14 protein-coding genes, 2 tRNA genes, 3 rRNA genes and 1 pseudogene are annotated in these 21,089 nt (G+C 42.0%); 11 read left to right on the top strand and 9 right to left on the bottom strand.

What is annotated here, in order from left to right:
• The coding region (locus CV014_RS26740) for a sensor histidine kinase (RefSeq protein WP_236144789.1) at nucleotides 1-1,184 on the bottom strand (1,184 nt) is incomplete at its 3' end.
• Nucleotides 1,185-1,186: 2 nt separating this feature from the next.
• Nucleotides 1,187-2,146: a CHASE3 domain-containing protein gene (locus CV014_RS26735; protein WP_236144787.1), complete on the bottom strand. Its 960-nt coding sequence runs from the start codon at nucleotides 2,144-2,146 to the stop codon at nucleotides 1,187-1,189.
• 359 nt (nucleotides 2,147-2,505) lie between these two features.
• On the opposite strand from CV014_RS26735, the gene CV014_RS26730 reads away from it, so the two are divergent.
• Together CV014_RS26730 and CV014_RS26725 are read left to right on the top strand one after the other, a co-directional pair.
• On the top strand, nucleotides 2,506-3,162 hold the full coding sequence (locus CV014_RS26730) for a CAP domain-containing protein (RefSeq protein WP_236144786.1): 657 nt from the start codon (nucleotides 2,506-2,508) through the stop codon (nucleotides 3,160-3,162).
• Between the two features lie 788 nt (nucleotides 3,163-3,950).
• Nucleotides 3,951-4,805, top strand: coding sequence for a universal stress protein (locus CV014_RS26725; protein WP_236144785.1), 855 nt, complete (start codon nucleotides 3,951-3,953; stop codon nucleotides 4,803-4,805).
• A 79-nt stretch (nucleotides 4,806-4,884) separates the two neighbouring features.
• Here CV014_RS26725 and psbM read toward each other — a convergent pair whose 3' ends face one another.
• The 4 genes from psbM to tgt form a co-directional block, all read right to left on the bottom strand.
• Nucleotides 4,885-5,001: a photosystem II reaction center protein PsbM gene (psbM, locus tag CV014_RS26720; protein ID WP_082803712.1), complete on the bottom strand. Its 117-nt coding sequence runs from the start codon at nucleotides 4,999-5,001 to the stop codon at nucleotides 4,885-4,887.
• Between the two features lie 122 nt (nucleotides 5,002-5,123).
• A complete protein-coding gene (locus tag CV014_RS26715) occupies nucleotides 5,124-5,420 on the bottom strand; it encodes a 2Fe-2S iron-sulfur cluster-binding protein (RefSeq protein ID WP_236144784.1) in 297 nt (98 codons plus the stop codon).
• 162 nt (nucleotides 5,421-5,582) lie between these two features.
• Nucleotides 5,583-5,720: a photosystem II reaction center protein K gene (locus tag CV014_RS26710; protein WP_010995059.1), complete on the bottom strand. Its 138-nt coding sequence runs from the start codon at nucleotides 5,718-5,720 to the stop codon at nucleotides 5,583-5,585.
• Between the two features lie 208 nt (nucleotides 5,721-5,928).
• Nucleotides 5,929-7,065, bottom strand: coding sequence for a tRNA guanosine(34) transglycosylase Tgt (tgt, locus tag CV014_RS26705; RefSeq protein ID WP_236144783.1), 1,137 nt, complete (start codon nucleotides 7,063-7,065; stop codon nucleotides 5,929-5,931).
• Nucleotides 7,066-7,418: 353 nt separating this feature from the next.
• Between tgt and CV014_RS26700 the strand changes: the two genes are divergently transcribed.
• Nucleotides 7,419-7,838: a DUF1036 domain-containing protein gene (locus CV014_RS26700; protein WP_236144782.1), complete on the top strand. Its 420-nt coding sequence runs from the start codon at nucleotides 7,419-7,421 to the stop codon at nucleotides 7,836-7,838.
• A 196-nt stretch (nucleotides 7,839-8,034) separates the two neighbouring features.
• Here the strand turns inward: CV014_RS26700 and CV014_RS26695 are convergent, their stop codons facing one another.
• Both CV014_RS26695 and CV014_RS26690 read right to left on the bottom strand, forming a co-directional pair.
• The gene (locus CV014_RS26695) at nucleotides 8,035-8,487 is read right to left on the bottom strand and encodes a hypothetical protein (RefSeq protein WP_236144781.1); all 453 of its coding nucleotides are present in this window, start codon (nucleotides 8,485-8,487) and stop codon (nucleotides 8,035-8,037) included.
• A gap of 535 nt (nucleotides 8,488-9,022) precedes the next feature.
• Complete coding sequence (locus CV014_RS26690) at nucleotides 9,023-11,920, bottom strand: NACHT domain-containing protein (RefSeq protein ID WP_236144788.1); 2,898 nt, start codon at nucleotides 11,918-11,920, stop codon at nucleotides 9,023-9,025.
• Nucleotides 11,921-12,121: 201 nt separating this feature from the next.
• On the opposite strand from CV014_RS26690, the gene CV014_RS26685 reads away from it, so the two are divergent.
• The 8 genes from CV014_RS26685 (at nucleotide 12,122) to rrf (ending at nucleotide 20,826) form a co-directional block, all read left to right on the top strand.
• A complete protein-coding gene (locus CV014_RS26685) occupies nucleotides 12,122-12,508 on the top strand; it encodes an alr0857 family protein (RefSeq protein WP_236144780.1) in 387 nt (128 codons plus the stop codon).
• Nucleotides 12,509-12,772: 264 nt separating this feature from the next.
• Nucleotides 12,773-14,203 carry a hypothetical protein gene (locus CV014_RS26680; protein WP_236144779.1) on the top strand — a complete coding sequence of 477 codons (1,431 nt, stop codon included), beginning with the start codon at nucleotides 12,773-12,775 and terminating at the stop codon, nucleotides 14,201-14,203.
• A gap of 2 nt (nucleotides 14,204-14,205) precedes the next feature.
• Nucleotides 14,206-15,393, top strand: coding sequence for an ARPP-2 domain-containing protein (locus tag CV014_RS26675; RefSeq protein ID WP_236144778.1), 1,188 nt, complete (start codon nucleotides 14,206-14,208; stop codon nucleotides 15,391-15,393).
• 317 nt (nucleotides 15,394-15,710) lie between these two features.
• A 16S ribosomal RNA gene (locus tag CV014_RS26670) occupies nucleotides 15,711-17,198 on the top strand.
• 159 nt (nucleotides 17,199-17,357) lie between these two features.
• Nucleotides 17,358-17,431: transfer RNA gene (locus tag CV014_RS26665), tRNA-Ile, on the top strand.
• A gap of 86 nt (nucleotides 17,432-17,517) precedes the next feature.
• Nucleotides 17,518-17,590 (top strand) — tRNA-Ala (locus CV014_RS26660).
• A gap of 178 nt (nucleotides 17,591-17,768) precedes the next feature.
• Nucleotides 17,769-20,589, top strand: a 23S ribosomal RNA gene (locus CV014_RS26655).
• Nucleotides 20,590-20,708: 119 nt separating this feature from the next.
• Nucleotides 20,709-20,826: ribosomal RNA gene (gene rrf / locus CV014_RS26650) — 5S ribosomal RNA — on the top strand.
• Together the 16S, 23S and 5S rRNA genes with 2 tRNA genes alongside form the textbook arrangement of a ribosomal RNA operon.
• A gap of 82 nt (nucleotides 20,827-20,908) precedes the next feature.
• Here rrf and CV014_RS26645 read toward each other — a convergent pair.
• Nucleotides 20,909-21,089, bottom strand: a pseudogene (locus tag CV014_RS26645) (amidase family protein); the annotation flags it as partial.

Genomic DNA, 21,089 nt, shown 5'->3' with positions numbered 1-21,089 from the left:
TTACGGCTATTTGTACCGTCGGCTTGCTGAAACGCTTCAAAAACAATCTGTTGTTTATCTACAGGAATTCCAATCCCAGTATCGCTGACAGCAAAAGCAATCATGGGATGATCAAGATTTTTTGTCTCCGTCCTCACAGTTAAATTGACACTACCTTGTTCGGTAAATTTAAAGGCGTTGGCTAAAAGATTTTTGAGGATTTGTTGCAAGCGTTTAGGATCACTGAAAATTGTCGTGGGCAAATTTTCATCTAACTGAATGTTAAAGTTTAATCCCTTGTTATGGGCGATTTGTGCAAAAGCTCTTTCTAAGTAACTATACAAATCAGTAAACTTGATAGTTTCTAAATTAATAGATAAAGTCCCAGATTCAATTTTAGCAATATCTAAAATATCATTAATCAATTCTAATAAATCATTACCAGCCGAGTTAATTGTTTGACTATATTCGACTTGTTTACTAGTTAAATTACCTGCGGTGTTATCGGCTAGAATTTTCGATAAAATTAATAAGCTATTTAGTGGTGTGCGTAATTCATGGGACATATTAGCTAAGAACTGCGATTTGTATTTAGAAGATAAAATCAACTGTTCAGTTTTTTCCTCTAAAGACTGTCGTGCTTGTTCAATTGCTTGATTCTTACGAGCCACTTCTTGGTTTTGAACTTCTAACAACTCGGCTTTTTCTTCTAATTCTTCATTGAGTTGCTGTAATTCTTCATTAGATTGTTGCAATTCTTCTTGCTGCTGTTTGAGGAGCAATTCTGATGTTTCTAGTTCTTGAGTTTGCTGCTCTAGTAGTTGATTACTTTGCTTAAGTTCATTTGCTAAAGCTACAGATTCATCTAGTAAAATCTGAGTTTGTAGATTAGCCTTAATGTTGTTGAGAAAGACACCGACTATTTCAGTAAATCGGTCTAAAAAACTGAGTTTTAATTCGTTAAATAACTCTAATGAAGCTAGTTCGATGACAGCAATGACTTTGTTTTCAAAAATTATAGGTAAGACAATAATATTCAGTGGTTTAATAGACCCCAATCCTGAGTTAATCCGAATGTAATCTGGAGGAACTTCAGTGAGTAAAATCCTTTGTTTTTCTAAAGCACATTGTCCTACTAATCCCTCCCCTAAGCGAAACTGATTAGCTAGATGTTTACGCTCATTATACGCATAGCTACTTAACAGTTTTAGTATAGGTTCTTGGTCAGTTTCGTCATGATGTAAAAGACTCCTTGTTGTGCGCCAACTAATGGAGCTAGCTTAGATAAAATCAACTGTGCTACACTTTCACGATGGCGTTGTCCTTGCAGAGTTTGAGTAAATTCAGCTAGATTAGATTTGAGCCAATTCTGCTCTGCATTTTGCTGATAAGAGACTCGTAAATTCTCCACCATTTGGTTAAAAGTACGGGTCAAAACACCAATTTCATCCAGGCGATCGCTACGTGGTAAACTCACCGATAAATCTCCATCAGCCATCGTTTCTGCGGCTTGAGAAATTTTCTGTAAAGGGATGGAAATATGGCGAGTTAACCAAAATCCAATACCCGCTAAAATTAAAGATATTAAAGGAATACTATAGACAATACTATCCAAAGTTCTGTTAGCAGCAGACTGTGCTTGATTGGTTCGCAATTCTAACAGTCTCTGCTCTTCTTTTTTCATTTGCTCACCCAAATCAGCAATTTCTAGCATGAGTCGCTGACCTTTATTTGTCAGTATAGCTTCTCTAGCTGCTGCTAATCCCTGTTTGCGTCGCAAGTTAATCACTTCTTGCATCACAATCATTCTCTGATTAATTAACGGCTTTAACCTCTCAACTAAACGTTGCTGTTTAGGGTTATCTCTAGTGATTTCTTGTAATTCTGTAATTGTTTGGTCTAAGACTTTATTAGAAGCTAAATAAGGTTCTAAATAACTCTGCTCTCCGGTAATAATGTAACCTCTTTGTCCTGTTTCAGCCTTAGTTAATTGGCTACTTAGTTCTGCTATTTTACTTAATACTTCATATGTATGTTTCTCCTTGCGAGACGAGCCTATTAATTCTTTGGTACTTCCGTAAGAAAAGAAACCGATCGCACTCAATATGACGATACTTAAGGTAAAACCTGAACCAATTTTTGAGCCAATTCTTAGACGATTTAACATTATTATTCGGGATTTGAGTTTTTTGTTACCCATTCAATGGATATGAATAAGATTAATTAGATAGATGAGAGAGCGGAATTTATTTGTATCTTTCTATTTCCGTGAAAACGACTGAATATAAATCATACATGATAGACAGTCACAATCAAAAATATTCTAAATTTTTGTAGACAAGATAAGTACAATAACCTAAAAAATAACTACTGGTATTTACTGTTTACATCTGATTGTACTGAAAGTTACAAATTTGGTTGTAAGCATCGAGATAATTTTGAGGGTAAGTCCTTTGCTTACAGAACTTCATAACCAAATTATCAAAGTTTGTGGTGTATCAGATGTTGAGTAAAGTTTGCATATTCATGCTAGGAAGTGTATTAGTATTTTCTACTAGCTCCCTAGCAGCACAGACTGTCAGCACGGTATCAACAGTTAATCCGGTGCTGTTGGCAAAGAATGATTTTATGTCACCTTTGGAACAGCAAGTAGTTCAAGAAATGAACAAAGTGCGGACAAATCCCCAGGCTTATATTCCTATCATGACAAATTATCGCCAACGTTTCCAAGGCAACCGAGTAAAAATTAGTAATAATACTTATCTGGTGACAAACGAGGGAGTCAAAGCTGTTGATGAGGCGATCGCTTTTTTGAAATCAGCCCGCCCTGTAGGAAAATTAACTATATCTAAGGGTATGTCGTTAGCGGCGAAGGATCACGTTAAAGACCAAAGTGCTAAAGGCTTAACTGGTCATAATGGTAGCGATCGTAGCACACCAGGGTCGCGCATTAATCGTTATGGCAGATGGCAAATCACCGCCGCCGAAAATATCAGCTACGGGCCTAGCACTGCTCAAGATATCGTCATGCAATTGATTATTGATGACGGAGTCCCATCCCGGGGTCATCGCACCAATATTTTTAATCCTAATTTTAAAGTAACTGGTGTTGCCTATGGTACACACAAGGTTTATCGCACCATGTGTGTAATTACGTATGCTGGCGGTTATGAAGAGAAATAGGAGAATATCCTTACTAGTCGAGTTTAGCTGAAAAGACAAAAATAAAGGCGGAGTTATCCGCCATTGTTATTCACCATTCTTGATTAATTAGGTACTGACTATTTTCTGATATAGATGTGAAGAATGTATGACAAAAATATGGCATTTGTGTATTTGCAGTGTAGCCTTGATCAAAACTGAGAAACATCATGTATTGATGATTGGTACATTGAGAAGACCAATTTTTTACAAAATTTTATATTTGATTCTCATTTAAGTATATAAAAATTTATCAAATTCTCTCTCTTTGAGGGCTTGATACTGGAAAGTTCATCGTTGATTAAATACGCCATTTATAAAAAATCATAATAGTTTATATAATTGAATTCAAATAAGAATCTGTATTTCTAGATATAGATTGAAGCATAGCAATAAATTTTAGTCATTTTACAATATATCTGTCAATTGGTAACTATTTTAGTAAACCTTAACTTTTTTCTAATTAAAAATATTGAACATAGATTAAAAATAATAACTAACATAACCAATTATGAATTTTATCGGTCATCATTGAGAGTAAGCTTAATGATTGAAACCTAGTGGAAAAGTTAAGTAAATAAGTCGCAAATCAACTTAAAAAATTGTTAGTTTTTGAGTCAATTACTCTTGAGTAGAGTATTAACAGCTAATGATCAACAGTTGATTGTTGCTAGCTTAATTACTAGGTTGTTGAGCAAAATGGTGACAATCTCATCAGCATCAATTACTAAAGATTCAACACCAAGCAACCTTAACAACAAGAAGTAACAATGATAGAAAAAATTTTGCTAGCGGTTTCTGGATTAGGACACGCTGAAGAAATGCTCAAAACTTTAAAGGAAGTACCGTCAATCAAAGATGCAAAAGTGACGGTTCTGCACGTTGTTCCTCCTCAAAGCACTTCAGCAGCCATGACGGATAAATGGGAAGAAGGCGGTAAAATTCTCGCGAGTGCTATTCAAACCCTGAATTTAGATCCCTCCCAAGTATCTTCTATTTTGCGTCAAGGTGATCCTAAAGATGTGGTTTGTCAAGTAGCTGATGAAATCGATGCTGACTTAATCATTATGGGTTCACGGGGATTGAAACGTCTGCAATCAATTTTATCGAACTCAGTAAGTCAGTATGTTTTCCAACTGTCTTCTCGCCCCATGTTGCTGGTTAAGGATGACATTTATGTTAAAAGAATTAAGCGCATCATGGTGGCAATGGATAACTCTGATGCCGCTAAACACTGCTTAAATTTGGCTTTATTCTTATTACGGGGTATTCAAGGCAGTCAACTAATCTTAGCTAATGTTACTACTGATTTGCGTGGGAAAACTTCAGAAGTGACAGAAGTTACTCCAGACAAGAATCCAATTTTAGCCGCAGCAGTCGCAGAAGCACAAAAATATGGCGTGTCAACTCGCTGCTATATCAGTAGTGGTAGACCAGGGGAAGAAATTTGTCGCCTCGCAGAAGATTTGAGTGTAGACCTACTATTACTAGGTTCGCCCGATCGCCGTCCATCCGTAGCCAAGAGTTTTGTCGATATCGATAGACTCATCGGTGCTTCCTTGTCAGACTACGTGCGTGTCAATGCTACTTGTCCTGTCTTATTGGCGCGCACTAGTGGCGCATAAAATTTGAGGTTTGGGATTTTCAAATAAAAACCCCTGTACCATTTGGCAACAGGGGTTTTTTACTTGGAACAAAAAATGATCAAGTATCTTTTTTACCTTCGCGGCTGGCAGTTTGAATGTAAAGGATTATTAAAAATACGGAGGGAACTAACACGAACAGAATGCTCGCTACGAACCCCAGGTCATTAACTTGCATGGCAAGGAAGCCTCACTTTAATTTCCAGTCAACAATTTTAGGATAGCATCATCAACGCCTGTGTTAGCTCTTTTTTTTACTCACTTCACTGCCAAGACAGATGTAAAGAAAAATCAACAATATTAAGGCTTAGTTACGACGCTGACTGGGCCATTAACTAAAGTTTGACAAGCAAGACGATAATTGGCGGGTTTTTTCTTCAACATCCGATTTTCTACGGCTGTGGGAGTAGAAAGATTTTCGATTCCTTCTACTATTTCAACGATACAAGTACCACAGTTACCACCGCCACCGCAATTTGTGAGTTTGCCAATAATTTTATAAATGTCAACCCCATTTTCCATTGCTTTGAGCCGCAAATTTGCACCATCTGCTGCTATGACTTCCTTATTTTCTTTGATAAATTTGATGTTACCCATAACTGAATAGTTCCTCTTTCACTGCAAGCTAGCCGGGTGATGCACCTATCTTAATGAGCTTCCCTTAATTTATTACAAAAAGTTAAGAATTATCAAGATAGAATAACTGCAAAAAAATAGGACAGGTGGCTTACCTGTCCCATTAATTAATCATGTCTTAACTTACCTGAATCCCACTGCTGCTTGCCATACGAAAGCAAGCAACAAAAAGAAAACGGGAATAATAGGGAGAACATCTACCAAAGGATCAAAAATTTGGTATGCTTCAGGCAATTTTGCTAATAATAATGCTGCTTCCATGTTTGTTTAAATCCACCTAATCCAACACAGCTTTCATAATTGAGATGTATCTTAACATGGTTTAGTCAATAGTTATTAGTCAATAGTCAATAGTCGATAGTTATTAGTCATTAGTTATTAGTCTGTACCTTGTCTCCAACATTCCGCAGTCCCCAATCCCCAGTCCCCAGTCCCCAGTCCCCAGTCCCCAATCCCCAGTCCCCAATCCCTAGTCCCCAGTTCCCAGTTCCCCACTTTCTGATGAATTTAGCCAATGGCCAAATTCTGCCATGAAGCGATCGCCTAAGATTGCTTCTCTGATTTTTTGGGTAAAACGAATCAGTTCGGTGATGTTATGAATGCTCAGTAAGGTGTAGGCTAAAATTTCTTGCGATCGCACTAAATGAGAAATGTAAGCTCGACTAAAATTTTGACAAGCATAACAAGGGCAAGTTTCATCTAATGGTGCGAAATCTTCACGAAACTTGGCGTTTTTTAAGTTCCAACGTTGGCCTTTAACCATTGCTGTACCGTGTCTCGCCCAACGGGTAGGAATGACACAATCAAATAAGTCTATACCAGAAGCGATCGCAATCACCATTTCGCGATATGTCCCCACACCCATTAAATAACGCGGTTTTTCTGGTGGTAATAATGGTGCGGTGGCTTGGACAATTTGCGCCATTAATTCTGGTGGTTCTCCCACACTCACGCCACCAATAGCATAGCCAGGTAAATCAAATTCTTTTAAAGCATGAGCAGCTTTAGCACGTAAATCTAAATATACACCACCTTGGACAATGCCAAACAGGGCTTGATCTTGACGTTGATGGGCTACAATACAGCGTTCTAGCCATCGATAAGTGCGTTCCGTTGATGCTTCTACTTCTTGACGCGTTGCTGGGTAGGGTGGACATTCATCAAACGCCATGATGACATCCGCGCCTAAAACATTCTGAATCTCTATGGAACGTTCTGGTGTGAGTTTAATAATTTGCCCATCATGGGGAGAACGGAAAGTTACACCTTCTTCTGTAATTTTCCGCATTTCGCTGAGGCTGAACACCTGAAACCCACCGGAATCAGTCAATATCGGCCCGTTCCAGCCCATAAACTTATGCAAACCACCGCCACCCGCCACAATTGCTTCCCCTGGTTGGAGATGGAGATGATAGGTGTTAGATAGAATCATCTGCGCCCCAGTCTCTTTTAACTGGGCTGGGGTGACAGTTTTAACATTAGCCAGTGTTCCCACGGGCATAAATCGGGGAGTTTCTACGATGCCGTGCGGTGTGGAGAATACACCGACTCTAGCTTTTGTCTGGCTACAACGAGCCAAAGTTTGATAAGAAAAGATGGCACTCAAGGTAAAATCAGGCGATCGCTAATGGGAAAATTCAGACTAGACAAGAAGGCTTTATTTTCTAGATATACCAGCAAATAAATCTTCATGTTTGCTTGTAGCTTTTATGTAATCTCAATGCTTTGTTAACATAACACGTTGCTGCTGTGTTCCACTAGCCTCAAGCTAAGACTAGGTAAATCAACAACTTGTATTGTTGTTTTCTCAGATTTCTGGAATTGATGCTACTGTCAGTGAATTTAACTAGTAAATCAGTATGCCGACGCAATTAATTGGTTAGGGATGTCATTCTCAAGTCAGCTAATCAATTGCCTCTAATTACTTTTAAATGAACTCCAAAAGATTTTCTCATCAACATGAAAGCTGTCAATTTTTTATTTATTTCTGGCTTATTATCCATGCCCTTAGTTATGGGTACAGCAGTTGAAGCTAAAGCTGATTTGATTGTCTGTAGTTCCGCGTCTGAGAAAGCCTATGTAGCTAAGGCTTGGTATTCAGAGGATAGTTGGGTAGCTAGTGGCTGGACTCACGTAGAACCGGGTGAGTGTGAAACAATTCTGATCGGTGATATGAGACGCGTTCCTACTTATATTTATGCAGCTGATAACGAATGGCGGCCGTGGGAGTTACAAAATAGAAAGACAGCTATATTTTGTCTAAGACAATCATCTTTTAAAATCGTTGATGCTGACGGCAGTTGTTCTTATAATATGCTTCCTAAAACCTTCTACCAAGTAGTTTCAGGTGAATATGATTACAGACTGAATCTGAGATAACTTTTGCATAGTTGACTGTCTGGATTAAATATATTGTGGTGCGGACTAGAAAGCCACACCACAAAAACTATACTTCTGCGCTATTTCAGCCTTGACACGCCATTGGGGGTATGACATGACTAACAAATTATGCTAAAAGACTGGTTTGCCTGATGCGATATGAAATAGTTGGAATCAGATTTGGGTAAGCTTGTAGTTAGAAAGTATCAGAACAGTCGTCATCAAATTCTGCGTCCCATCTAGCAGCTAAAACCTCATCCATCATGGCTTCAATTGCACTGACATTCCATTGTCTCTGTTTACGCTCCTGCAAAGGAGTTGATAAAGGGATCAACCGCAAACACATTCCTTCTTGCATTAAATCAAAGTAGGTTTCCTGCTGCGGGGATTGTTTCAGTTCTAAATAATCAAAACTCTCAACATTGAGATAAAGCGCGCTATTCGCGACTAAGGTAGACCTTTGCGGGTTCGCAAATACTTCCATCACATCCCCTTCACCCTCGCTCAGTAACTTGTCTTCTTGGGTGTAGATGTAGTGGACTCGACCTAAATCAGCCAACAGTCGTTTCATGTCGAGTTTGTTCACAATAATGCCCGTGTTAACAATGCACGGAGCAGGTATCTTGGTGTCGGGTAGATGATGACTCATAGAAGAATTGAAAACGAGCGTAAGTAAGTCCAACTCAGCCAGACAGTTGCTGTTATAGCTTGTTGACCCTCTACATAAAAATATCAACTTTTGAGAGCGATCGTCTAATTACCTAGAGTAAATTATTAATTTCCGCTTTGTTATGGAAAATAAACTTTATGGAAATTTACTGTGTGGCAATTTTAGCTAGTTGAATCTCTCTAGTATTTACATTACAGTGAGTACGTAAACCACTAGATTACAGAGTCCAGCATAGCAAAATTTGCTGATTGATTTCTTATATTAACCGCAATCTTATCTAAATATTTAAAATCAACTAATGTTAACTGTGACGGAAAAATTAGTGTCAACTTTCCTGAAATTGTTTATTTGATTGAGTTTGGCCTATCATTAGCACATAATGTTTCTGGTCGCAAGTCTACTTTCATGGCGATCGCTGTGAGATAATCAAGACAGTGCGACAATCTTGGAAACGTCTGCATTAATTGGGTTGAGTATTAACGGTTGTTGGTAGAGTAAAATTAAATCAAGTTGCTCAATGACGCTCATGCCAAATTTGATAAAACTCTTGATAATTCAAGTTTTCTGCACAATACCAAATGAGTCTATAAGCATCATAATATAAGTGTAAATTTTTCTCTGGCGCAACTAAAAAATATGCTTTTAAGGCTGTAATCACCTGGGGAAACTGTTCATAAACAATAGTTTCTTTAATGTTATCTGCTGCACGCTTCCGTAAAGACTGATTTTGAGTTGATTTTAGCAGTGTTAATAAAGTCGTTAATGCGATGTCATTACCTGGATCAATTTGTGCTAACTTATAAGCTCTACGTCTTTGAGTATCTTCATCATCAACCAATGTAATGCCTCTAATTAATGACGCAATAGTTGTAGCAGAATTTGAGGATAATGCTGGAGTTTTTGCATCTTTTTTCTTTTCTGGTTGAGTTGTAGTTTCTCCACGACGCAAAACAATTAAATTTTCTTTGGCTTGTCGTTGTTGTGATTTATCTGTGGCTGATGTAGCTATTGTTTCTAATGTGGAAATAGCGATGACATTACTACTATCTAGTTTTCCTAGCGAATAAGCAGCTTTGCGCCGTGTAGCTTCATTTTTACTAGATTCTATCACCTGTACTAATGCCGCGATCGCAATAGCATTACCAGGATCTACTCTACCCAAACTATAGGCAGCCTGCCACCGAATAGATTCATGTCGAACGGTTTTGACTAAATTTTCTAAAGTGGCGATCGCAATTTGATTTCCAGGGTCAAAAGTTCTACCCAAACTATAGGCAGCATTCCAACTATCAAACTCATTTTCGCATGATTGAATAAATTGTTCTAGGGACGCGATCGCTTTGACTCGATCAGTTTTTAGTAATGCTACCCTAGCACCTTCTACAATTGGTGGCGGATACCTTAACCACTTTTGTTTCCCAGGTTCAAAATAGCCAAAACGCCACTTAATTAATTGCTGAATCATCTCATCAGTGTTTTGACAATCACTAAACTCAGCTACCCCTTGTGCTGCAAAAAAGTAGGCTTGATAACTATAAAATCCCCCACATTGATCATCAAAATTAATTAAAGCTTGGATAAATGCTGTTTTATCTGTTGGTGCGATGTCATTTCTCCCCAACCATAATAAAATTACTTCTCGCCATTGTGGTTCAAAAATCCGATAATTATCTACTGCAATACTTTCACAATTGGAATTAAATAAAAAACGCCAATCAGTAACAGCCTGCGCTGCAAAATGTTCTTGAAAAGTGGGATGGTAAAACGCATACACTCTTTCGCTAGAACTATCTGTGATTCCTACTTGATTTAGCCACCCCAATTGCAATGCTAATTGAAATAATCCATCATCAGGATTACCCAATACCTGACAAACAAAACTATGTTGCAGACGAAATTTAGTCTTTTCTTGAGTAATCGCTAATAATGCTAACTTTCCCAATGCCTGATTTAACTGCTGTCTTTGGGTTAAAGTTGTAGGAAATCTGTCTTGCTTCCACTCATAAATTGCCTCAACAAATTGCTCATATAAAACAGCTTTTGTTATCGGTAGACTTCCTTTTCCTAATCCCCAAATACGGCATAATAACGCTAATCTTAAGGGATTTTTGACGGCATCTCTAATTCTTCTCCGTTCAGGTTGCTCTAACTCAAAACGCAGTTTTTCACCTGTAGTTGCATCTGCACGAAACCAGCGTTGAATAAATTGCCCTACTCGGTCTGGTGTCTGACTATCACCATAGGTAAAGTGCAAGTTACAATAGGTGTCAAAATTTTCTAAAACATTTTTTCCCCCATCCCAGACATTTCGCCGACAAGTTAAAATTATTGTGGCATCTGCTACCCAACCTCTGAGATAACTGGCAATTTTTGCTAAAGCCAGAGTAGATGCGATCGCCATTTCATCCACCGCATCTAGTAATAGCCATACCTTACCTTGATTAAACTGTTGGCAAAATTCCTCCTCTACCTCTGGAGAGACACGTAACTTGCGAGTAGCAGCAGGTAGCCAATCTTGAATTAAATATTGTTCTAAACTTTTGCCTTGTAAATCTGCTAAAGAAATCCAAATTGGTAACTCAGTAGTATTATTTAATATCCAAGTAGCAATTTTTTGCAGTAAAGTAGTTTTGCCTGCCCCTGGTTCGCCGATAATAGCAATTCGTTTACTTTGTTTTGCTTGTATTATCTGCTGTATAAATTCATCATGGTCAAAAGTTTGAGTTACTTCCGTATCTTCTGGTTCATATAGACGAGAACCATTTTGGGGAGTAACATCATCACGATAACGCGATCGCTGTTTTTGTTCCACCAATCCCAAGGAAACGTAAACTTGATTCAATGCAAAACTTAACCCATCAGCGATTGTTAGGGGATTAGTTGTCAGGCGTTGAATATTTTTGAGTTCTAAATCAGCACGACAAATTTGTTGCCAATCTATAAGTAAAGCAGCAGTCTGTTCTACAGTTGCTTGTGGTTTTGCTACTACTGGCTGTGACTTTTCAGAACGGCGACGTTCCCATTCTTGATCAAATTGTTGCAGATTGGCTGCTATGTCTTGGCGTTTATGCCACAAATTAAGGGTAAAGTGCCACGTTTCTGAACCACTGCGAGAGGGACGATTATCTTCTAAAATCTCCAAAAAATCAGCAAACCGCTTGAGAGATTCCTTAATTTGTTCTGCATTGAGCTGAATATCATCAGCAATCAAAGTTGTTAGTGCTTGGATAAACCTGACTTTCGTTCTGACAACCAGCCGATATTCATTTAACCAACGAGTTTGAATCTGTGGACGTAAAACATCTAAAGCCAATTCATCACAGTCCATTGCATCATTAGCATAAGCCAACAGCAACCCTAATAAGTGCCGCGATCGCTTTTTTGCTTCTAGACCGTAACTCGCTCTTGCCATTGCTGTTGTCGCCAAAATCAACAAAGTTCGGGGATTCCCCTAAGTTTAGCAACTTCCCTCAGCTTGAATATATTGAATTTACAGGCGTTTGCGGCGATAAATACCCTAATTCGCTTCGGGGAAGTCCCTCCGCATATCCTGAATTTATAGACAAAGCAACTCCACCATACAAATAAAAACCTCAATCTATAAATAGACCATATGTTAAAACTAACTTACGCAGAAAACAGCTTTCATCTAGAACATCTCAACGAATCTTTGCCAGATTGGGTTAGCAAAAGAGTTATATTGGCTCTGTGTTCTGCTACAAAACTTCATTTTGAACCCAGTACAGCCGCATTTTTGATTCCTAATGAATCATCTCTCATTGCCGACTTAGAACAGCTATCTCAAGAAAATATCTTAGAAATTTGCCCTTGTGATACGTCTTCAGTCGAAATTATTCTTAACGGCACTTGGCTAACATCAGACTTAGACAGTGCAACAGGAATTTTTGTGACGAAGTTAAGTCAATCTGCTGAATTATTGTTAAAATCTCTCTTCCAAACCCAGCAACAATTAACAACACTCTGCGCCCCTCTGCGCTGACTTAGCGTCACTCTGCGTTCAAAAAACTTACATCAAGCTTGCTGTTCGCGGGACTATGGTACAACTTCCGAACCCAGTCTTTACCACTGTCATAGCTAGTTGTGCCGCCTTTCCCCGAACCGCATCCCCTTCAAAAATATTGACAAAATTTTCAGTCTTGCTGTTTGCGGGACTTTAGTACAACTTCCGTTTCAACCCGTTAAGTTGCCTGACCTAGTTGTACTGTTTTCTCCCCAAACAGCATCCTCATCAATTTTTATTATTATGACTACTAACCGTTCCGACCAAGTTGCACAAGAAGATTTGGTCATGTTTATCAATGCTTGCCTTGCTTGCACAGGACAGCGTGAATTTTATGATGATGCTTACGGTCAAAGAGTATCAATTGATTTTTTACACGACTATATTCTCGGTAATTACCGCTTACTATACGCCCGTTCCTTAGCAGCAGGTATCAATCATTTCAATCAAGCCCAAATCATCCTGAAACTATTAGCAACAGGGAAAAAGACACTTCCCGAACATCGAGAAGAAGAAGGTGCGCTGATTGCCCATGCACTTAACACCCTACCACCCCAGCGAGCTTGGGGCGTTTTGCAACAACTACGCCAAAGAAAAATTAACAATCGTCGTAGTAGAGCGATCGCACGAGATTATTTAAGTATGCGGCGTGATATTAGTTTTGATGCGGTGAAATATCGTGCTAAAGTACGAGCGATCGCCACCCATGCCCACCTAAAATTACAAGGTGAATTAGGTAATTTCTTATTCCGTAACTGGCAACAAAAAGTTTATACCACCGAGTTATTTGAAAACTTTCGCCAGGCACATTACAGTGCGGAAGCCGTTTATAAATTACCGTTTACAGTCGCCGAAGGTTTAGCAACAAAACATAAAATTCCCCGTGATGTTTTTTTATCCCGTATTCAAGAACAAATGACCTTGGGTGAAAAGTTGCGTTTTCAAGGTGCAGCAGAACGGAGTGAGAAAGTAGATATAGATGTAGATTTAGGTCGTCTTCCCCTCACCAAACTAGCGTTATATATCCTTTCCTTACCTTGGAAAACACGAAAACAGCAACAAACAATTTTAACTCAAGCTTTAGAGCGATCAGCACAATTCACGTTAAAAAAAGCACCTTTAAAACTCGGAAAAGTTGCAGCAGTCTTAGATTGCAGTTATTCCAGTTCCGGTTCTAGTGAAAAACGTCGCCGTCCCTTGGGTGTCGCCTTAGCTGCACACTACTTCCTCAAAGCAGCCTCACAAGAATACCGTGCTTTTTGGACAGTAACCACACCAGAACCATTACTAATCCGTCCCTATGGACAAACTGATTTAGCTACACCCTTACTAAACGCCTTAGCATCCGGTGCAGACTTAGTAGTGATCATCTCTGATGGTTGCGAAAATGACCCACCCAACGGTGCGGCACAAGTCCTGCGAATTTACCGCACCAAATTAGATCCCCAAAAACGAACTTCTATCATTCACTGCAACCCCGTATTTAATCCTGAAGACTTTTCATTACAAAATCTCAGCCCCAGCATCCCTACTGTCGGCCTCAGAGATGCAGAAGATTTACCCACAATGCTAGGCTTTGCCCGATTTGCTGATGGTTCCGCACCTTTATCAGAACTAGAAGATTATTTAGCCGCCAGAGTGCAACAGATGTTAAACAATTCCATCAAAGTCTAGATATGGCACAAAAGAAAAGATTATTAGCAGATATATCCCTGAAAGGATTAGACATTGCCCCTTCTCAAGTAAGAGGCGCAGTCCGCATTGTGCCACTCATCCGGCGGAACATACGCGGTGATTTGCGCTTAAACCGTCGTTCCTATGAAGAAGATATAACAATCGTCAATTTGAAGGGACAACTTACAGACCCAGGCATAAAATATTTTTCCTATGTTCCCCACGGCTTGGTCATGTCGTGGACTGATGACGGTAGTCCCGTCGCCAGCTTTGGTGGACAGATACTCAAAACCGACGGACAACGTCAAGAATATGGTTGTGCAAGCGTCCGTTTAATGCAACGTATGGCTAAACGAGAATCAGCTAACCAACTGAGATTTTTACCTTTACACCTAGCAATGGAAGGTTTTTTATCACTATTTTTCTCTGGGCCGACAATTGCTTGGCGTGAGTATTCCAAATATGCCCTCTCTCATGGTTTGGGTTCACGCTACGAAATTGCTGTGAGTGGACGTTATATAGCTGGTTTAGAAGATGCTTTGCGTGTGTTTGAAATTCACGAACAACAAGTTGGGGTGTTAGTTTTTGTGGCTGAATCATTAGCATCCGCTTTTGTAGTTCCCACCCCAGAAGACTACCGCGCCTTACACAGCAGCCTTTTAGAAGACTTTTATGGGGAATTGATTTATCAGTACAGCTTGCTGTATGACACAACTTGGCCGATGGAAACCACTGTAGATGAGTCCAAGATTAATAGTTTGGCAGATTTGAGGGGAGCGATCGTCAAAATGCGACAAGACTGGGCATCTTTTCAAGGCTTCATGGCAGAGGGTTTACTACAACGCCAGTTAAATTCTCAAATAGTTTACACAGCAGGTTCTTTTTTACTGCAAAGGTTCATCACCGACTTACAACCCAAACAAGAAAACTATATCGGCGAAGCCATCATCCGCGAATCAGGGGAACTAGAATATCTCAAAACTTACCGCCTATCAGAAGCACAAACTCGCCGAGCCTACCTACTGAGCAAATTAGCCGAACACAACTGGAATCTCGAAGCAACCGCTAAAGCACTTTCACAAACTAGTGAGGACTTCATTGCTCGAATAGAAGCAGCTGGTTTTGGATACCTACTCAATCAATCAGTGCGTGAAGTTGCACTCAAAAAAACTAAAAAATCCCGGAGATAACTAGCTCAAGTCAGTAGATTATGAGGAAATAGAAGAAAGGTTAAAGGCTGAAATCCTTATCTCGTAAGGATATTACGGAGGGAGAAAAAAAGAGACGAAAAAGTTTGGAAAAGGAGTTGACACACCAAGTCGAATTAGATATATTGAATAAGTGCCTGAGAGACGAGCGCGACGAAGCGCAGTCCGGGGCGACCGAACCTTGAAAAAATTATAGTTTGAAAGCCAGAAAAAAACAACTAGCCTGCGTCAAGAAAAATACACACCAGGCTGAGGTGTAGAAAGAGCAGCCAAAAAGAGAGCTAAACAAACAATCTAACAAAACGGAGAGTTTGATCCTGGCTCAGGATGAACGCTGGCGGTATGCTTAACACATGCAAGTCGAACGGAATCTTAGGATTCAGTGGCGGACGGGTGAGTAACGCGTGAGAATCTAGCTCTAGGTCGGGGACAACCACTGGAAACGGTGGCTAATACCGGATGTGCCGGAAGGTAAAAGGCTTGCTGCCTAGAGATGAGCTCGCGTCTGATTAGCTAGTTGGTGTGGTAAGAGCGCACCAAGGCGACGATCAGTAGCTGGTCTGAGAGGATGATCAGCCACACTGGGACTGAGACACGGCCCAGACTCCTACGGGAGGCAGCAGTGGGGAATTTTCCGCAATGGGCGAAAGCCTGACGGAGCAATACCGCGTGAGGGAGGAAGGCTCTTGGGTTGTAAACCTCTTTTCTCAAGGAATAAGATATGAAGGTACTTGAGGAATAAGCATCGGCTAACTCCGTGCCAGCAGCCGCGGTAATACGGAGGATGCAAGCGTTATCCGGAATGATTGGGCGTAAAGGGTCCGCAGGTGGCATTGAAAGTCTGCTGTTAAAGAGTGAGGCTCAACCTCATAAAAGCAGTGGAAACTACAAAGCTAGAGTGCGTTCGGGGTAGCAGGAATTCCTGGTGTAGCGGTGAAATGCGTAGAGATCAGGAAGAACACCGGTGGCGAAAGCGTGCTACTAGGCCGTAACTGACACTGAGGGACGAAAGCTAGGGGAGCGAATGGGATTAGATACCCCAGTAGTCCTAGCCGTAAACGATGGATACTAGGCGTGGCTTGTATCGACCCGAGCCGTGCCGGAGCTAACGCGTTAAGTATCCCGCCTGGGGAGTACGCACGCAAGTGTGAAACTCAAAGGAATTGACGGGGGCCCGCACAAGCGGTGGAGTATGTGGTTTAATTCGATGCAACGCGAAGAACCTTACCAAGACTTGACATGTCGCGAACCTTTCTGAAAGGAGAGGGTGCCTTAGGGAGCGCGAACACAGGTGGTGCATGGCTGTCGTCAGCTCGTGTCGTGAGATGTTGGGTTAAGTCCCGCAACGAGCGCAACCCTCGTTTTTAGTTGCCAGCATTAAGTTGGGCACTCTAGAGAGACTGCCGGTGACAAACCGGAGGAAGGTGGGGATGACGTCAAGTCAGCATGCCCCTTACGTCTTGGGCTACACACGTACTACAATGCTACGGACAAAGGGCAGCTACACAGCGATGTGATGCAAATCCAAGAAACCGTAGCTCAGTTCAGATCGAAGGCTGCAACTCGCCTTCGTGAAGGAGGAATCGCTAGTAATTGCAGGTCAGCATACTGCAGTGAATTCGTTCCCGGGCCTTGTACACACCGCCCGTCACACCATGGAAGCTGGTCACGCCCGAAGTCATTACCTCAACCTTTCGAGGAGGGGGATGCCTAAGGTAGGACTGGTGACTGGGGTGAAGTCGTAACAAGGTAGCCGTACCGGAAGGTGTGGCTGGATCACCTCCTTTTAGGGAGACCTACCCAAATCAGAAATCGAAAGCGGAAAGCTGGAAGTGAAAGGCCAAAAGCCAAAAGCTAAAAGCCAAAAGCAAATAGAGACTGAGATGGTCTACTCTAGGTCGGTCGCAGAAGTTGAAAGGCTTTCAAACTAATAATGAGGTTCGTATGGGCTATTAGCTCAGGTGGTTAGAGCGCACCCCTGATAAGGGTGAGGTCCCTGGTTCGAGTCCAGGATGGCCCACCTGAAGAATTTTAGATTTTAAATTTTGGATTTTAGATTGTATATTTCAATCAAAAATCGCAAATCCAAAATCCGAAATTCGGTTGGGGGGTTTAGCTCAGTTGGTAGAGCGCCTGCTTTGCAAGCAGGATGTCAGCGGTTCGAGTCCGCTAACCTCCACATGAAAAGAAGCAAAAAAAGCTTCAAAAAAGAGAAAGAATCAGCAACTAACGGGAGTTAGACTGCTGAGGAAACTCAGCCAGAACCTTGAAAACTGCATAGAAACGCGAAAAGAGCAGGCAGACACAAGTATCGGAAAGAGATAAAGTGTTTGCAGGATAGAAACCAATGTAAAAGTGGTCAAGCGAATAAGAGCTAATGGTGGATACCTAGGCACACAGAGGCGAAGAAGGACGTGGTTACCGACGAAATACTCCGGGGAGTTGGAAGCAAACTATGAGCCGGAGGTGTCCGAATGGGGCAACCCTGAATACTACCTGTTGAATATATAGACAGGAAAGAGCCAACCCAGCGAACTGAAACATCTTAGTAGCTGGAGGAAAAGAAATCAAAAGAGATTCCCTAAGTAGTGGTGAGCGAAAGGGGAAGAGCCTAAACCAGTCGGTTTACTGACTGGGGTAGTGGGACAGCAAAAACGAATCTAGAGGTTAGACGAAGCATTGAAAAGATGCACCAGAGAAAGTGAGAGTCTTGTAGTCGAAAACTGAAGGATAGGAGCTGAATCCCGAGTAGCATGGGGCACGAGGAATCCCATGTGAATCAGCGAGGACCATCTCGTAAGGCTAAATACTACTGTGTGACCGATAGAGAACAAGTACCGCGAGGGAAAGGTGAAAAGAACCCCGAAAGGGGAGTGAAAAAGAACATGAAACCATAAGCTTACAAGCAGTGGGAGTCCGATTAAACGGATGACCGCGTGCCTGTTGAAGAATGAGCCGGCGAGTTATAGGTACTGGTAGGTTAAAGCGGAGAAGCTGGAGCCAAAGGGAAACCGAGTCTGAAGAGGGCGATAATCAGTAGTTATAGACCCGAACCCTGGTGATCTAACCATGTCCAGGATGAAGCTTGGGTAACACCAAGTGGAGGTCCGAACCGACCGATGTTGAAAAATCGGCGGATGAGGTGTGGTTAGGGGTGAAATGCCAATCGAACCAGGAGCTAGCTGGTTCTCCCCGAAATGTGTTGAGGCGCAGCGGTAATGATTAAATCTAGGGGGTAAAGCACTGTTTCGGTGCGGGCTGGGAGACCGGTACCAAATCGAGACAAACTCAGAATACCTAGAGAACACATTGCCAGTGAGACAGTGGGGGATAAGCTTCATTGTCAAGAGGGAAACAGCCCAGACCACCAGCTAAGGTCCCCAAATCATTGCTAAGTGATAAAGGAGGTGAGATTGCAAAGACAACTAGGAGGTTTGCCTAGAAGCAGCCACCCTTGAAAGAGTGCGTAATAGCTCACTAGTCAAGCGATCTTGCGCCGAAAATGAACGGGGCTAAGCAATGTACCGAAGCTGTGGGATTAAGAAATTAATCGGTAGGGGAGCGTTCTATATGGGGTGAAGCACTAGCGGCAAGCAGGTGTGGACTGTATAGAAGTGAGAATGTCGGCTTGAGTAGCGCAAACATTGGTGAGAATCCAATGCCCCGAAACCCTAAGGGTTCCAGAGCCAGGTTCGTCCACTCTGGGTTAGTCGGGACCTAAGGCGAGGCCGAAAGGCGTAGTCGATGGACACAGGGTCAACAATCCCTGACTAATTTACGGGAGCATTGCTAGGGACGCATGAAAGAAAGCTATACCCTGATTGGTTTGGGAGGAGTTTACGAACTCCGCATAGTGATTCGATTGTGCCAAGAAAAGCTAGTAATGTGATGAACGTAGATTACCCGTACCCGAAACCGACACAGGTAGGGAGGTTGAGAATACCAAGGGGCGCGAGATAACTCTCTCTAAGGAACTCGGCAAAATGGCCCCGTAACTTCGGAAGAAGGGGTGCCCACGAAAGTGGGTCGCAGTGAAGAGATCCAGGCGACTGTTTACCAAAAACACAGGTCTCCGCAAACTCGTAAGAGGAAGTATGGGGGCTGACGCCTGCCCAGTGCCGGAAGGTTAAGGAAGTTGGTCAGTGGTAACATGAAGCTGACGACCGAAGCCCCGGTGAACGGCGGCCGTAACTATAACGGTCCTAAGGTAGCGAAATTCCTTGTCGGGTAAGTTCCGACCCGCACGAAAGGCGTAACGATCTGGATGGTGTCTCAGAGAGAGACTCGGCGAAATAGGAATGTCTGTGAAGATACGGACTGCCTGCACCTGGACAGAAAGACCCTATGAAGCTTTACTGTAGCCTGGAATTGTGTCCGGGCTTCGCTTGCGCAGGATAGGTGGGAGACGATGAACTTTCCTTGTGGGGAGAAGGGAGTCAACGGTGAGATACCACTCTGGCGAAGCTAGGATTCTAACTTACTACCGTTATCCGGTAGAAGGACAGTTTCAGGTGGGCAGTTTGACTGGGGCGGTCGCCTCCTAAAAGGTAACGGAGGCGCGCAAAGGTTCCCTCAGCACGCTTGGAAACCGTGCGGCGAGTGTAAAGGCATAAAGGGAGCTTGACTGCAAGACCGACAAGTCGAGCAGGTACGAAAGTAGGCCTTAGTGATCCGACGGCGCAGAGTGGAATGGCCGTCGCTCAACGGATAAAAGTTACTCTAGGGATAACAGGCTGATCTCCCCCAAGAGTCCACATCGACGGGGAGGTTTGGCACCTCGATGTCGGCTCATCGCAACCTGGGGCGGAAGTACGTCCCAAGGGTTGGGCTGTTCGCCCATTAAAGCGGTACGTGAGCTGGGTTCAGAACGTCGTGAGACAGTTCGGTCCATATCCGGTGCAGGCGTTAGAACATTGAGAGGAGCCTTCCTTAGTACGAGAGGACCGGGAAGGACGCACCGCTGGTGTACCAGTTATTGTACCAACAGTAGACGCTGGGTAGCCAAGTGCGGAGCGGATAACCGCTGAAAGCATCTAAGTGGGAAGCCCACCTCAAGATGAGTGTTCTCATCACTTTAAGTGAGTAAGGTCACGGGTAGAACACCCGTTCATAGGCGGTAGGTGGAAGTGCAGTAATGTATGTAGCCGAGCCGTGCTAATAGACCGAGGGCTTGACCTCACAATCATTGGTCATCTAATCATCAATCGCGTTTCTTGCAGTCTTCAGGGTCTCTGTACCCTCGAATTTAAATTTCTTGATTCTTTTTTGAATTTGGAATTTTGAATTTTGAATTCTTTCCTGGTGTCTATGGCGCGGTGGAACCACTCTGACCCCTTCCCGAACTCAGTTGTGAAACGCTGCTGCGGCTACGATAGTTTGAGGGTCGCCTCCTGCTACAATCGCTCGTCGCCAGGTTCTCTTTTAATAGAAACAAGAAGGAATCCCTCTCTATTTGAAAGGGATTCCTTTTTGCTAGGATAAGATTTCTTGTATGCTTTCATGCTCTTTCTATTCTTGCTGAAATTACTCCTTGAGTTTCTAAGATAGATGCCACTCTTAAAATAATCTCTTCGTTGTATGGTGCGGCTATCAATTGCACTCCTAAAGGTAAAGTATTTGAATGCTGAACTGGTATTGATAATACGGGTAATCCAATAAAAGATAATGGTTGAGTAAAT

Origin of the sequence: Nostoc sp. CMAA1605 (assembly GCF_021596505.1) — a bacterium.
Classification (GTDB): domain Bacteria; phylum Cyanobacteriota; class Cyanobacteriia; order Cyanobacteriales; family Nostocaceae; genus Trichormus.
Note: the sequence above shows the minus strand (reverse complement) of the source record. Positions and strands in the feature narration are given on the sequence as shown.

Coding starts and splice junctions, on each gene's coding strand:
- CV014_RS26695 (WP_236144781.1), bottom strand. CDS start 8,487: ATGAGTCATCATCTACCCGACACCAAGATACCTGCTCCGTGCATTGTT.
- CV014_RS26715 (WP_236144784.1), bottom strand. CDS start 5,420: ATGGGTAACATCAAATTTATCAAAGAAAATAAGGAAGTCATAGCAGCA.
- CV014_RS26725 (WP_236144785.1), top strand. CDS start 3,951: ATGATAGAAAAAATTTTGCTAGCGGTTTCTGGATTAGGACACGCTGAA.
- CV014_RS26685 (WP_236144780.1), top strand. CDS start 12,122: ATGTTAAAACTAACTTACGCAGAAAACAGCTTTCATCTAGAACATCTC.
- CV014_RS26675 (WP_236144778.1), top strand. CDS start 14,206: ATGGCACAAAAGAAAAGATTATTAGCAGATATATCCCTGAAAGGATTA.
- CV014_RS26710 (WP_010995059.1), bottom strand. CDS start 5,720: ATGGAAGCAGCATTATTATTAGCAAAATTGCCTGAAGCATACCAAATT.
- CV014_RS26730 (WP_236144786.1), top strand. CDS start 2,506: ATGCTAGGAAGTGTATTAGTATTTTCTACTAGCTCCCTAGCAGCACAG.
- CV014_RS26680 (WP_236144779.1), top strand. CDS start 12,773: ATGACTACTAACCGTTCCGACCAAGTTGCACAAGAAGATTTGGTCATG.
- CV014_RS26700 (WP_236144782.1), top strand. CDS start 7,419: ATGAAAGCTGTCAATTTTTTATTTATTTCTGGCTTATTATCCATGCCC.
- CV014_RS26735 (WP_236144787.1), bottom strand. CDS start 2,146: ATGTTAAATCGTCTAAGAATTGGCTCAAAAATTGGTTCAGGTTTTACC.
- CV014_RS26690 (WP_236144788.1), bottom strand. CDS start 11,920: ATGGCAAGAGCGAGTTACGGTCTAGAAGCAAAAAAGCGATCGCGGCAC.
- psbM (WP_082803712.1), bottom strand. CDS start 5,001: ATGCAAGTTAATGACCTGGGGTTCGTAGCGAGCATTCTGTTCGTGTTA.